General features: G+C 68.8%; 10 protein-coding genes and 3 pseudogenes. 8 read left to right on the forward strand and 5 right to left on the reverse strand.

The genetic code is table 11. The features are described from left to right. Positions 1-76 precede the first annotated feature (76 nt). Positions 77-1,039: a Gfo/Idh/MocA family protein gene (locus tag ACO057_RS07480; protein WP_421990202.1), complete on the reverse strand. Its 963-nt coding sequence runs from the start codon at positions 1,037-1,039 to the stop codon at positions 77-79. Then, positions 1,029-2,189 (reverse strand): 4-hydroxybenzoate 3-monooxygenase, encoded by a 1,161-nt coding sequence (gene pobA / locus ACO057_RS07485; protein ID WP_421990204.1) that lies wholly within the window; start codon positions 2,187-2,189, stop codon positions 1,029-1,031. Before pobA ends, ACO057_RS07480 begins: the two co-directional genes overlap by 11 nt. A 66-nt stretch (positions 2,190-2,255) precedes the next feature. Here pobA and ACO057_RS07490 point away from each other — a divergent pair, with 66 nt between their 5' ends. The 4 genes from ACO057_RS07490 to ACO057_RS07505 all read left to right on the forward strand — a co-directional run bounded on the left by ACO057_RS07490 (position 2,256) and on the right by ACO057_RS07505 (position 5,136). After that, on the forward strand, positions 2,256-2,897 hold the full coding sequence (locus ACO057_RS07490; protein ID WP_421990206.1) for a DsbA family oxidoreductase: 642 nt from the start codon (positions 2,256-2,258) through the stop codon (positions 2,895-2,897). A 23-nt stretch (positions 2,898-2,920) separates the two neighbouring features. Next, positions 2,921-3,682 carry a LamB/YcsF family protein gene (locus tag ACO057_RS07495; RefSeq protein ID WP_421990608.1) on the forward strand — a complete coding sequence of 254 codons (762 nt, stop codon included), beginning with the start codon at positions 2,921-2,923 and terminating at the stop codon, positions 3,680-3,682. A gap of 76 nt (positions 3,683-3,758) precedes the next feature. Next, complete coding sequence (locus tag ACO057_RS07500; RefSeq protein WP_421990208.1) at positions 3,759-4,067, forward strand: alkylphosphonate utilization protein; 309 nt, start codon at positions 3,759-3,761, stop codon at positions 4,065-4,067. Positions 4,068-4,143: 76 nt separating this feature from the next. Next, positions 4,144-5,136: a Bug family tripartite tricarboxylate transporter substrate binding protein gene (locus ACO057_RS07505; RefSeq protein ID WP_421990210.1), complete on the forward strand. Its 993-nt coding sequence runs from the start codon at positions 4,144-4,146 to the stop codon at positions 5,134-5,136. 6 nt (positions 5,137-5,142) lie between these two features. On the opposite strand, the gene ACO057_RS07510 is transcribed toward ACO057_RS07505, so the two are convergent. From ACO057_RS07510 to ACO057_RS07520, 3 genes and pseudogenes are all read right to left on the reverse strand, one after another. Then, entirely contained in the window at positions 5,143-6,021 is an 879-nt protein-coding gene (locus ACO057_RS07510; protein ID WP_421990212.1) for an isocitrate lyase/PEP mutase family protein, read from the reverse strand. A 127-nt stretch (positions 6,022-6,148) separates the two neighbouring features. Continuing rightward, positions 6,149-7,730 (reverse strand): annotated as a pseudogene (locus ACO057_RS07515) (ABC transporter substrate-binding protein). A 29-nt stretch (positions 7,731-7,759) separates the two neighbouring features. Next, complete coding sequence (locus tag ACO057_RS07520; RefSeq protein WP_421990214.1) at positions 7,760-8,686, reverse strand: amidohydrolase family protein; 927 nt, start codon at positions 8,684-8,686, stop codon at positions 7,760-7,762. A gap of 309 nt (positions 8,687-8,995) precedes the next feature. Between ACO057_RS07520 and ACO057_RS07525 the strand changes: the two genes are divergently transcribed. From ACO057_RS07525 to sufD, 4 genes and pseudogenes are all read left to right on the forward strand, one after another. Next, a complete protein-coding gene (locus tag ACO057_RS07525; protein WP_421990216.1) occupies positions 8,996-9,460 on the forward strand; it encodes an SUF system Fe-S cluster assembly regulator in 465 nt (154 codons plus the stop codon). Positions 9,461-9,475: 15 nt separating this feature from the next. Then, positions 9,476-10,931, forward strand: a pseudogene (gene sufB, locus ACO057_RS07530) (Fe-S cluster assembly protein SufB). Positions 10,932-10,936: 5 nt separating this feature from the next. Beyond that, positions 10,937-11,656, forward strand: a pseudogene (gene sufC, locus ACO057_RS07535) (Fe-S cluster assembly ATPase SufC); the annotation flags it as partial. After that, entirely contained in the window at positions 11,636-12,985 is a 1,350-nt protein-coding gene (gene sufD / locus ACO057_RS07540) for a Fe-S cluster assembly protein SufD (protein ID WP_421990610.1), read from the forward strand. The pseudogene sufC and the gene sufD, both read left to right, overlap by 21 nt. The last annotated feature ends 2 nt before the right edge of the window (positions 12,986-12,987 follow it).

Raw genomic sequence — 12,987 nt, forward strand, 5'->3', positions numbered from 1 at the left:
GCCGCGCCACTGGAGCCCCATGCGGGCCGGTCGCCTGGGCGGCGGCGGCCGCTGGGCGACCGCATCCATGATCGCTCTACGAAGCCAGGATGCCCTCCACCGCCTCCATGATGGAGAGCGCCTCCGCGAGGCTGGCCAGCTCCGTCTCCTCGCCACGCGTAAGCGCCGCCAGCTTGTCGAGCTGGCCCGACAGCGTCAGCGGCCGCATCTGGACATTGGGCATGGCGTCGGGGGCCGTGCGCCACTGGCCGTCCGCATCCAGCTTCTCACCATAGGACCAGTCGCGCAGGCGTAGCTGCCCCTTGCTGCCGATGATGGTGGTCAGGTTGTGCTCATCGGCCTTTGTGGTGCCGACGCCGCCGCGCAGCGTCACCGGCACGTCGCCGGCCCAGAGGCGGGCGGAGATGGCGGTCTCCGAGCCATCTCCCTCGGGATAGGTCACGCTCGCCTCGGCCAGGCGCAGCGGGCCGGCCCAGCGCTGGGTGAGGAAGAGGAAATGCGAGACGACCTCGCGCGTGAAGCCGCCATCGGCCCGCTTGGACAGCCAGGCGGCCGCGTCCTTCTGCCAGCCGCGCGGCCAGCCGGCGAAATCGGCCTGGATCTCGATGCGCTCGATCCGGCCGATCTCGGGGCGCCAGCGGCGCAGCTGGGCGATGGTCGGCGAGGAGGCCATGGGGAAGTTCACCGCGGCGCGCTGGCCCTGGGCGGCGGCCACGAAGGCCCGCGCGGAAGGGAGGTCCGAGGCGAGCGGCTTCTCCAGGAACAGCGCCTTGCCGGCGGTCAGCACCCTCTGGCCCAGCGCGACATGCGAGTCGGGCGGCGAGGCGACATAGACGGCATCGGCCGCGGCGATGACCTGCTCCGCCGAGCCCGTCATCGTGATCTCGCCTGTGATCCCCGCCAGCCTTACGACCGCCGCCGGCGAGGGATCCCACACGGCCACGATCTTGGTGCCCGCATGCGCCAGGGCCGCGCGCATGAGCCGCTCGCCCATGATGCCGAGGCCGATGATGCCGAGTTTCAGGCGGTCAGATGTCATAGGGCAGTCCCACATATTGCTCGGCCAGCGCCGTGCGCGCGGCCTCGGAGTGAACCAGATAGTCGAGCTCCGCGACCTGCACCCGATGCTCGAAGGGGTCGGCGTCGCTGAAGCGGTGCAGCAGGGCGGTCATCCACCACGAAAAGCGTTGCACCTTCCAGATCCGCTTGAGGCAGATCTCGCTGTAGCGGTCCATAAGGGCCGTCTCGCCGCGATGGAAGAAGCCGGTGAGCGCGGCGGCCAGGACGCGCACATCGGCGACGGCCAGGTTCATGCCCTTGGCCCCCGTCGGCGGCACGATATGCGCCGCATCGCCGGCCAGGAAAAGGCGGCCGTGGCGCATCGGCTCGGCCACGAAGCTGCGCATGGCGGTGACGCCCTTCTGGAGGATGTTTCCTTCATTGACGGCCCCCAGCCGGGTCCGCAGCGCCTCCCAGAGGCGCGCATCCGGCCAGAGGGCGGGATCCTCGTCCGACGCGCATTGCAGGTAGAGCCGCGAGAGCTGGCTGCTGCGCATCGTCGCCAGGGCGAAGCCATCGGCGTGGCGGGCATAGATCAGCTCGGGGCTGACGGGCGGGGCCTCGGCCAGGATGCCGAGCCAGGCGAAGGGATAGACGCGTTCGTAGACGCGCAGGATATCGGGCGGCATGGCCGCGCGCGAGGGGCCGTGGAAGCCATCGCAGCCGGCGATCACGTCGCAATGCACTTCCCGCGTGACGCCGTCCTGGCTCCAGGTGATCTGCGGATGGTCGGTGGCGATGTCGTGCAGCGCCACGTCCTCCACCTCGAAATGCAGCGGCCGGCCGGTCTCCAGCCGGGCGGCGACCATGTCCTTCACCGCTTCCTGCTGGCCGTAGATGGTGACGCGCCTGCCGGTCAGGGCATGCAGGTCGATGCGGTGGGAGCGGCCGTCGAAGCGCAGGTCCAGCCCGTCATGCGCCAGGCCCTCGCGCATCAGCCGCGCGCCGACGCCCGCCTCGACCAGCGTATCCACGCTGCCCTGTTCCAGCAGCCCGGCGCGGATGCGGCCCTCGATATGCGAGCGCGAGCGGGCTTCCAGCACGACGCTGTCGATCCCGGCGCGGTGCAGCAGCTGCGCCAGGAGCAGCCCCGCCGGCCCCGCCCCCACGATCCCGACCTGAGTCCGCATCGCCCGCCCCCGCTACCCTTGATTCGCCGATTGGCGCAGACTGGCACAACGGACAAGGAGCGGACCATGGAACCCACACGCCGCATCGACGTCATCTCCGACGCCATCTGCCCCTGGTGCTGGATCGGCAAGGCCAATCTGGACGCCGCCCTGAAGCTCATCGGCCCGGCCGCCGCCGAGTTCAGCGTTCATTGGCGCCCCTTCCAGCTCAACCCCGACATGCCGCCCGAGGGCGTGGAACGCGCCGCCTATCGCGCCCGGAAATTCGGCAGCGAGACGCGAGGCGCGGAGCTGGATGCCAATGTCGCCGAGGTGGGCCGCAAGGCCGGGCTGGAATTCCGCCACGACCTCATGCTGCGCACGCCCAACACCATCAACGCGCATCGCCTGCTGCAATGGTCCGGCGGCCAATCGACCGGACCGGGCCAGCACGAGATGGCCGAGGCGCTCTTCCGCGCCTATTTCCACGAGGGCAAGGATGTCGGCGACCTCGACACCCTGGCAGAGATCGCCGCCACGCTCGGCCTCGATGCCGCCGCCTTCCTGGCCAGCGACGAACTCGCCGAGGAGGTCCGCGCCCAGGATGCCTATTTCCGCAAGATCGGGATTTCCGGCGTGCCCAGCTTCGCCGTCGATGGCCGCGTGCTGTTCAGCGGCGCCTATCCGGCCGATCAGATCGCCGCAGCCCTGACCCGCCAGGCTGCCTGACCAGGAGACCCGCCTTGCCTTCAGTGAACATCAACGCCGATATCGGCGAGAGCTTCGGCGCCTGGCACAAGGGCAATGATCCGGCGGTGATGCCGCTGATCAACTCGGCCAATATCGCCTGCGGCATGAGCGCGGGCGACCCGACCGTGATGCACGAGACCGTGGCGCTGGCGCTGAAGAACGGCGTCTCGATCGGCGCGCATCCCGGCTACAACGACATCTGGGGCTTCGGCCGCCGCGCGATGAAGATGAACCCGCGCGACATCGAATACATGGTCGCCTATCAGATCGGCGCGCTCATGGGCATCGCGGCCATGCATGGCGCCAAGGTGACGCATGTGAAGCCGCACGGCGCGCTGCACAATGTGGGCATCGTCGATCCCGATGTCGCCGATGCGATGGCGCGCGGCGTGAAGGGCGTGGACCGCGACCTGATCTATGTCGGCCTCGCGCATTCGCATATCGAGAAGGCGGCCCATGCCCATGGGCTGCGCTTCGCGGTCGAAGGCTATATCGACCGCATGTATGACGACGACGGCAACATCACCTCGCGCTTCAACGCCGATGCCGTTCACAAGGACCCCGAGGTCGCGGCGCGGCAGGCGGTGGCGATGGTGGTGGACAAGGTGATCCTCACGCGCGGCGGCAAGCGCATCCCGGTGGAGGTGCATTCGATGTGCCTGCATGCGGACGAGCCGACGGCCGAAGTGGTCGGCACGGCCGTGCGCAAGGCCTTGCTGGAGGCGGGAGTGGTGCTGAAGGCGCTCCCGGAAATGGGGATTTGAGGGACGAGGGGCACTGCCCCTCGATCATCTGAACCAAGCGCGAGGGGCGGCACCGCCTCGCGCCATTGAGGTCGATATGTCTGAGAATAACGATGAGTACGTCTATGACGAAGCCACGGGCGAATGGCGCCCGGCCAGCGAAGCCGCCGCCGCAGCCGCGGCGGCCAGCCAGGTCGAGGTCCGCGACGCCTCCGGCAACATCCTTGCCGATGGCGATTCCGTCGCCCTCATCAAGGACCTCAAGGTGAAGGGCGCGGGCCAGACCCTCAAGCAGGGCACGGTCATCCGCTCGATCCGCCTCACCGGGAACCCCGAGGAAATCGACTGCAAGTTCGATGGCATCAAGGGCCTCGTCCTGCGCACGGAGTTCGTCCGCAAGCGCTAGCGGCCCGGCGCGTTGGATGGCATCGTGACCGGCGAGGAATGCCGGTGAACGCGATCCATCCAAGGACGACGCCGATATGTTGAGACCGACCCGCCGAACCCTCCTGGGCGCGCTCGCCGCGCCGGCCCTGCTGCGGCCGGGCACGGCGAGGGCCGCCTTCCCCGACCGTGTCGTCACCTTGGTGAACGGCTTCGCGGCCGGCGGCTCCTCCGACATCGCCGCGCGCATCGCCGCCCCCCGCCTCTCGCAGGCGCTGGGCCAGACGGTCGTGGTCGAGAACCGGCCCGGCGCGGGCGGCGCGCTGGCTTTGGCCTGGGTCCGCCGCCAGGCGCCCGATGGGCACACGGTCATCATCGCCGACCCCTCCTCGCTGGTCATCGCGCCGATGGTGCAGCCCGACACCGTCACCTATCGCCCCACCGAGGATTTCACGCCCCTCACCATCTGGGGCACGACGCCGATGGTCCTCGTGGTCGCGGCCGATCACCCCGCGCGGGACGTGGCGGGGCTCGTCGCCTGGATCCGCGCGCAGCAGGGGCGCGCCTCCTATGCCTCCTCGGGCATCGGCTCCACGCCGCAGCTCGCGGCCGAGCTCTTCCTTCAGCGCGCCGGCGGCGATCCGGCCGTGACCCATGTGCCCTATCGCGGCGGCGGCCAGATGCTGGAGGCCGTGATGAAGAATGAATGCGGCTTCGGTTTCTCGGTGTTGAGCAGCGCGGCCGGCCATATCCGCGGCAACACCCTGCGCGCCCTCGCGGTGAGCGGGCCTGAGCGGGCGGCCGCCTTCCCCGCCGTGCCCACCATGGCGCAGTCGGGATTCCCGGATTTCGACCTGATCACCTGGTACATGCTGCTCGGCCCGCCCGGCATGTCGCCCGAGGTCCAGGCCGCCTGGTCCGCCGCCATGGCCACGACGCTCGCCGACGCACCGACGAAGGAGCGGCTGATCCAGTCCGGGCTGGATCCCGCCGCGCCCTCCCCGCCCTCGGCCGCCGCCGCCTATCTGGCCCGCGAGACCGCGAGCTACGGCGCCATCATTTCCGCCGCGGGCGCGCGGCTGCGGGGCTGATCCTTTCTACTCGGCCGCCTTCGTCACCGGGTCGCGGAAGCGCGTGCGCAGCGCGTCCCATTCGTCGGCGCCCCAGCGCTGGAAGCGCGCGCGCACCGAGGGCACGCCAACCGAGGAGGGCGGCGCGTCCGTCTCGCGCACCTGCCGCAGCACCTCGTCGCAGGCCATCATGATCGTGCTGAGCAGCAGCCCCGGCATGATGGTGAGGCGATAGCCCATGGCCTCTGCCTCGCCGAGCGCGAGATCGGGCGTCTTGCCGGCGCGGACCATGTTCAGCAGGCAGGGGCCGTTCACGAGCTTGGGGATGGCGGCCACCTGCTCCAGCGTGCGCGCGGCCTCCACGAAGGCCATGTCGGCCCCCGCTTCCAATGCCAGGTTGGCGCGGGCGATGGCCTCGTCCCAGCCCATCACGGCGCCGGCATCGGTGCGGGCGATGATGAGGAAGTCGGGATCGCGCCGGGCGGCGACGGCGGCGCGGACCTTGGCGATGTATTCCTCGCGCGGGATCACCTCCTTGTCGTCGAGATGGCCGCATTTCTTTGGGAAGACCTGGTCCTCGAGATGCATGCCCGCGAGGCCCGCGCGCTCGTATTCGCGCACGGTGCGGGTGACGTTGAGCTCGTTGCCGTAGCCGGTATCCGCGTCGGCGATGACGGGGACCTTCACCGATCGGGCGATGACCTCCCCATTGCCGACCATCTCGGAGAGGGTGAGGAGACCGAAATCGGGAAAGCCGCGCGCGGCGGAGGTGCCGGCGCCGGTCATGTAGAGGGCGGGGAAACCCGCCTGCTCGGAGAGCATGGCGGTGATGCCGTCATAGACGCCGGGCGCGCGGATCATGCGCGGCTCGGCCAGCAGGGCGCGGAGTTTCGCGGTCGGGGTCATTCTCGGGTCCTCCTTCGCTGCCGGCTTGGGCCGGCTTGCGCGCCATGTTCGACGCCTGCGAGGGATCCGTCCAGCGATCCTCAGCCGAAGGTCGCTGGACGGCTTGCGAGGCTCCCCCGGGCTGGGTTCAGCCCTTCTCCAGCCCCCAGAACACCGGGAAGCCCTTGCCCACGCCGCTCAGGCTGGTGCGGTAGCTCGTGGCGAAGAGGTACTGCCCGAGCGGGCAATAGGGCACGTCCTGGAAGGCCTGGAGCTGCAGCTCCTCCGCCACGCGCCGCTGCGCCGCGAGGTCGGGCGCGTCGATCCAGGCGCCGCGAAGCTCCTCGATGCGCGGGCTGTCCGGCCAGCCGGGCGCGGCATTGGCGCCGTTGCTCCACAGCGTGGTGTTGGTGACGGGGCTCGCCTGGTCGAGGCCGCCGGTGAAGAAGCTGAGCGCGCTCCACCCTCCGCGCGCGACGGGCTCCTTGCTGGTGCGGCGCTGGATCAGCGTGCCGAAATCCGTCGCGACGTATTCCACGCGGAAGCCGAGCCGCGTCAGCAGGTCGCGCGTGACCTGGCCGGCCGCATCGAGGATGGCCAGGTCGGTCGCCGCCAGCACGGTGACGGGCGCGCCGGCGTGGCCCGCGGCCGCGATCTCGGCCTTCGCCTTCTCGATGTCGCGAGGACCGGTCAGCGCCTCCATTCCCGCCGCATTGGCCATGGGGGTGTCGGGGCAGAAGAAGCCCACGCCCTCGCGCCAGGCGCTGCGGTCTTCACCCGCGGCGGCCAGCATGAAATCGGCCTGATTGACGACCGACAGCACGGCGCGGCGCACCCGCGCATCGTTGAAGGGCGCCTGCAGATGGTTCATGCGCAGCACGCCGATATAGCCGTTCGGATCCTGCACCTCGACCTTCACGTTGCGGGTGCGGCGGAGCATCGGCATCAGATCGGGCGGCGGCAGTTCCCACCAGTCGATGCTTCCGGACCGCAGCGCGCCGGAAGCGCTGCTCGGATCGGGCATGGTGGTCCACTCGACGCGGTCGAGCTTCGCGATCTTCGGGCCGGCGAGGAAGCTCGCCCGGCCCTCGCGGGGCACGTAGTCCTCGAAGCGGGTATAGACGTTCGTCGCGCCCGGCACGCGCTCGGCCGCCGCATAGCGATAGGGGCCGCTGCCGACCATCTCGGTGATCTGGCGGAAGGGGTCGGTGGCCGCCAAGCGCTCGGGCATGATGACGCAGATATTGTTGGTTCCCTTGCCCAGCGCCGCCGGGAGCTGGGGGGAAAGGACGGCTCAGCCGGAAGAGAATGGTACGGTCGTCGGGCGCGCTCAGCTCGGCGGTGGCAGCCAGCAGGCGCTGGCCGAAGCCGTCGCGCACGCCCCAGCGCCGGATGCTGGCCACGCAGTCCTTCGCCAGCACGGGCGAGCCGTCGTGGAACTTCAGCCCGGTGCGCAGCTTCAGCGTCCAGCGCAGCCCGTCCGCGGCCACATCATGGCTCTCGACCATCTGGGGCTGGGCCACATAGGCCTCGTCGTGGCCGTAGAGCGTGTCGAACACCAGCAGCGCGTGGTTGCGCGTGACGTAGGCCGTGGTCCAGATGGGATCCAGGACCGCCAGATCGGCAAAGGGCACGAAGCGCAGCGTCCTGCGGTCCTGGCCGAAAGCGATGTGGGGGGCGGCCAGCGAGGCGGCGGAGAGGGTGCCGAGCAGGGCACGTCGACGGATCATACTGAAGTCCTTTTGCAGCGGGATGAGGGTCAGCCGGCCTCGATGCGATAGAGGCGGGCGGCGTTGTCATGCAGCAGGGCGCGCTGGTCGGCCGCCGGCAGCGGCGCGATGGCGCGGCGGAACAGGTCGAGCGTGGCGGCGTAGCCGAGCTCGCGCCGGGCGACCGGGTAGTCGGAACCCCAGAGACAGCGCTCGGCCCCGAAGGCGTCCAGGCAGGGCCGCAGCACCGCGCGCGCGGCCTCCGGCGTGAGGGCGGGAGCGTATCGCGCGAGGTTCGACAGCTTCAGGTGGATGTTCGGGCGCCGACCGAGCGCGGCCAGCCCTTCGTGCCAGCGGCGGAGGCCCGCCTCGTCGCGGTCCATGGGCGAGCAGCAATGATTCACCACGATCGGCAGGTCGGGGAAGTCGGCGGCCAGCTCGGCGATGGCGGATGCCTGCCAGGGATTGGTCAGCACCTCCAGCAGGAAGCCATGACGGGGCAGCAGCGCGACGCCGCGCCGCCAGGCCGGGCTTTCGACGAGATTCTCGCCGCCCCAACGCAGCGCCGGATCCGGATGCCAACGCAGGGTCTGGCGGATACCGGCGACTCGCGGATGGCGCGCCTGAGCGGCCAGCACCGCCTCCACCCCCGGATCGGCGAGCGGCGCCGCGGCGACGCAGCGCGCGGCGACGCCGGGCGGCAGGGCGAGCGTGTCGAGCCAGGCGGTTTCGCCGACCGGGTCCGTCTCATCCCACAGCGCTTCGACATGAACGGTGGCCACCACGCCGGTCTTGTCGATGTCGGCGGCGATCTCCGCCGGCCCATAGTCGCTGCGCAGGTAGGCGAGGTCGCCGAGTCCCGCGAGGCCGATCTTGGGGGTCAGCCAGGCATGCTTGCCGAGCGACAGGTTCCACAGATGGTGATGGCAATCGATGACAGGGCCGGTATCCATCACCCCATCCATCGGCATGGCCATGCGAGTCCTTCAGCGGCGGGGGCGCCGGGCCCCGAATGCAGTGCAACAAAATCGATGATTACGCTGAACGGGCGAGGCCTGTCATCAGCGCGACATTTCCAGCTGGCGCCCGCCCGGGTCTCCCTGCTCCGCTGCGGGAATTTGGTTCAGGTGAAAGGCGAAGCCGCTACAGGGCGGCCAAAGCCCTCCTCAGAATCAGCGGAGCATGCATTGAGCTAAATCGAATCCTGGGCGAAAAGCATGGCTCTGAGCCACGCGCCCCCTTCAAACTGGACGCCTTTGGTCCTATTTGAAGTCCATCGCAGGAGAATGGCGGTGCTGAAGCTCTCGAGATTGACGGATTATGCCGTTGTCGTGCTGTCCCGGATGGGACAGGTCGACGCGCCCCTTCTCAGCGCCCCCGGCCTCGCCGTGCGAACCGGCCTAGCCGAGCCCACCGTCGCCAAGGTGCTGAAGATCCTCGCGCAGTCCAATATCGTCGAGGGGCTGCGCGGCGCCCGGGGCGGCTACCGCCTCACCCGTCCCCTCGCCAAGATCAGGCTCTCGGATGTGATCGTCGCCTTTGATGGCCCGATCGCGCTGACCGCCTGCGTCGAGGGCGGATCGGGGGGCTGCGAGAGCGAGCATTGCTGCCCCGTCCGCGGCCGCTGGGATCCGGTGAACCGGGCGATCCGGGAAGCGCTGGCGGATATCTCCGTCGCCGATCTCACGGGAGGGGGCTGCCTTGGCGGATCCATGTCCCTCCCCGCCGACCACCACGTAGCCGCCGAGTAGAGTTAGGAGCGTCGTATGGCTGCCGTTGCAGAGACCCTCGAGACCGTCCAGGCCGCCAATGACGGCGGCTACAAGTGGGGATTCGAGACCGATATCGCGATGGAGTTCGCGCCCAAGGGCCTGAACGAGGACATCGTCCGCTTCATCAGCGCGAAGAAGAACGAGCCCGAATGGATGCTCGAATGGCGCCTCAAGGCCTATGCGATGTGGCTGAAGATGGAGGAGCCCGAATGGGCCCGCCGTCAAATATCCGAAGATCGATTACCAGGACGCCTATTACTACGCGGCGCCGAGCAACAAGGTCGTCCCCAAGTCGCTCGATGAGGTCGATCCCGAGCTGCTGCGCACCTATGAGAAGCTGGGCATCCCCGTGCAGGAGCAGCAGCGGCTGCAGGGCATCGCCGTCGATATGGTGTTCGACAGCGTCTCCGTCGCCACGACCTTCAAGGACAAGCTGGCCAAGGAGGGGATCATCTTCTGCTCCATCTCCGAGGCGGTGCAGAACCACCCGGAGCTGGTGAAGCAGTATCTCGGCAGCGTGGTGCCGCAGGGCGACAACTACTTCGCCTGCCTGAACTCGGCCGTCTTCACCGATGGCAGCTTCGTCTTCATCCCCAAGGGCGTCCGCTGCCCGATGGAGCTGAGCACGTATTTCCGCATCAACGCGAAGAGCACCGGCCAGTTCGAGCGCACGCTGATCATCGCCGAGGCCGGCAGCCACGTCTCCTACCTGGAGGGCTGCACCGCGCCGATGCGCGACGAGAACCAGATGCACGCCGCCGTGGTCGAGCTCGTCGCGATGGACGACGCCACCATCAAGTACAGCACGGTGCAGAACTGGTACCCCGGCAACGCCGAGGGCAAGGGCGGCATCTACAACTTCGTGACCAAGCGTGCGGCCTGCCGCGGCGCCCGCAGCAAGGTGAGCTGGACCCAGGTGGAGACCGGTTCGGCCATCACCTGGAAGTATCCCTCCTGCATGCTGCTCGGCGACGACAGCGTGGGCGAGTTCTACTCGGTCGCCATCACGAACAACCACCAGCAGGCCGATACCGGCACGAAGATGTGGCATGTGGGCAAGAACACCCGCAGCACCATCGTCTCCAAGGGCATCAGCGCGGGCAAGGGCCAGAACACCTATCGCGGGCTGGTGAAGATCAGCCCCAAGGCGACCGGCGCGCGCAACTTCACCCAGTGCGACAGCCTGTTGATCGGCGACCAGTGCGGCGCGCATACGGTCCCCTATATCGAGAACCGCTGCGCGACGGCCAAGGTGGAGCACGAGGCGACCACCTCGCGCATCGCCGAGGACCAGCTGTTCTATTGCCGCAGCCGTGGCCTCACTCAGGAGGAGGCCGTGGGCCTCATCGTGAACGGCTTCTGCCGCGAAGTTCTCAAGGAATTGCCGATGGAATTCGCCGTGGAAGCGCAGAAGCTTCTGGCGATCTCCCTCGAAGGAAGTGTGGGATAATCACGATGTTGAAGATTGAAGGCCTGACCGCGGAAATCGACGGCAAGCAGATCCTGAAGGGGATCGACCTTGAGGTTCCGACCGGCGAGATTCACGCCATCATGGGCCCGAACGGCTCGGGCAAGTCCACGCTCTCCTATGTGCTGAGCGGCCGCGACGGCTATGAGATCACGGGCGGCTCGGCCACTTATAACGGCCTCGACCTGCTGGCGATGGAACCGGAGGAGCGCGCGGGTTCGGGCGTCTTCCTCGCCTTCCAGTATCCGGTGGAGCTGCCGGGCGTGGGCAATGCGAACTTCCTGCGCACGGCGCTGAACGCGGTGCGCAAGCATCGCGGCGAAGCCGAGATCGACGCCATGCAGTTCCTCAAGCTGGCGCGCACCAAGCTGAAGACGCTGCAGATGTCGGACGACATGCTGAAGCGCAACGTCAACGTCGGTTTCTCCGGCGGCGAGAAGAAGCGCAACGAGGTGCTGCAGATGGCGCTTCTGGAGCCGACGCTCGCCATCCTCGACGAGACGGATTCCGGCCTCGACATCGACGCGCTGAAGATCGTCGCCGATGGCGTGAACGCCATGCGCGGCCCGAATTTCTCGTCCCTCGTCATCACCCACTACCAGCGCCTGCTGGACTACATCGTGCCCGACCGCGTGCATGTGCTCATGAACGGACGCATCGTGAAGTCCGGCGGACCGGAGCTCGCTCTGGCGCTGGAGGGCGGAGGGCTACGCGAAGGTGGCGGCATGAACGCCCATTCTTCAAACACCATGGCTTCCAATGCCCCGTCTTCGACCGCGCGGGCCTTCCTCGCGCGCTTCGAGGGGCTGCGCGAGCATCTCCCCGGCGGCCGTACGCCCTGGATCGCGAAGCTGCGCGCGGAGGCCGCCGAGTTCTTCGGCGCGGCGGGCCTGCCCAACCGCCGCATCGAGGCCTGGCGCTACACCGACCTCGCGCCCGTCGCGCAGGCCGGATTCTCCGAGGCGCTGACCCTGGCGGCGGAAGCCCCCGTCCTGCCGCCGATGCGCGCGCCCTATCGCGCCGTCTTCATCGACGGGCGCTTCGCCGCGAATCTCTCCGTGCTGCCGGACAGCTACCGTTGCGGCTCGCTCGCGGCCGGGCTTGAGAGCTCGGAAGAGCTGCTGGGCAAGCTTGCGGAAAAGCTGCCGCTGGTGGCGCTGAACACCATGCTCTTCGAGGACGGGCTGCTGCTCGATCTCCCCGCCCGCATGGACGGCGGCGTGCTAGAGCTGCTGAGCGTGGCGAGCCATGCCAGCCGCCCCATCGCCTTCCATCCGCGCCACCTGATCCGTATCGGTGACGGCGCCACGCTCACGGTGATCGAGACCAGCCTGGGTCCGGCCGGGGCGACCTATCTGCACAACCCGGTCTTCGAGATCGCGGTGGGCGCGGGTGCGACGCTTTCCCATGTGCGCATCCAGCGCGAGGGGCGCGCGGGCTTCCAGCTCTCCACCGTGCAGGCCTGCGTGCAGGCCGGCGGCACCTATGACAACTTCACGCTGAATGCCGGCGCGAGGTTGGTCCGCAACGAGATCCACGCGACGCTGGCCGGCCCCAAGGCCGCCTGCCACATGAACGGCGCCCAGCTCGCCGGCGACGGTCAGCATGCCGACACCACGACCTTCCTTGATCACGCCGCCCCGGATTGCGCCAGCCGCCAGACCTACAAGACGGTTCTGGCTGGCAAGTCGCGCGGCGTGTTTCAAGGAAAAATCCTGGTCCGCCAGGCCGCGCAGCGCACCGACGGCTACCAGATGAACCAAGCCCTCCTCCTTTCCGAGGAGGCCGAGATCGACGCCAAGCCGCAGCTCGAGATCTACGCCGACGACGTGAAGTGCAGCCATGGCGCGACCGTGGGCGCGCTGGACGAGACGCAGCTCTTCTATCTCCGCGCCCGCGGCATCCCCGCCGAGCAGGCCCGCGCCATGCTGGTGCAGGCCTTCCTGGTGGAGGCCGTCGAGGGCGTCACCGACCCCATCGCCAAGGCCGCGCTGGCCGAGGCGACCGAGGGTTGGTGGGAACGCGAGGCCGCCTGAAC

Origin of the sequence: Roseococcus sp. (genome assembly GCF_965227005.1) — a bacterium.
Taxonomy (GTDB): domain Bacteria; phylum Pseudomonadota; class Alphaproteobacteria; order Acetobacterales; family Acetobacteraceae; genus Roseococcus.

Coding starts and splice junctions, on each gene's coding strand:
- ACO057_RS07480 (WP_421990202.1), bottom strand. CDS start 1,039: ATGACATCTGACCGCCTGAAACTCGGCATCATCGGCCTCGGCATCATG.
- pobA (WP_421990204.1), bottom strand. CDS start 2,189: ATGCGGACTCAGGTCGGGATCGTGGGGGCGGGGCCGGCGGGGCTGCTC.
- ACO057_RS07490 (WP_421990206.1), top strand. CDS start 2,256: ATGGAACCCACACGCCGCATCGACGTCATCTCCGACGCCATCTGCCCC.
- ACO057_RS07500 (WP_421990208.1), top strand. CDS start 3,759: ATGTCTGAGAATAACGATGAGTACGTCTATGACGAAGCCACGGGCGAA.
- ACO057_RS07505 (WP_421990210.1), top strand. CDS start 4,144: ATGTTGAGACCGACCCGCCGAACCCTCCTGGGCGCGCTCGCCGCGCCG.
- ACO057_RS07510 (WP_421990212.1), bottom strand. CDS start 6,021: ATGACCCCGACCGCGAAACTCCGCGCCCTGCTGGCCGAGCCGCGCATG.
- ACO057_RS07520 (WP_421990214.1), bottom strand. CDS start 8,686: ATGGCCATGCCGATGGATGGGGTGATGGATACCGGCCCTGTCATCGAT.
- ACO057_RS07525 (WP_421990216.1), top strand. CDS start 8,996: ATGGCGGTGCTGAAGCTCTCGAGATTGACGGATTATGCCGTTGTCGTG.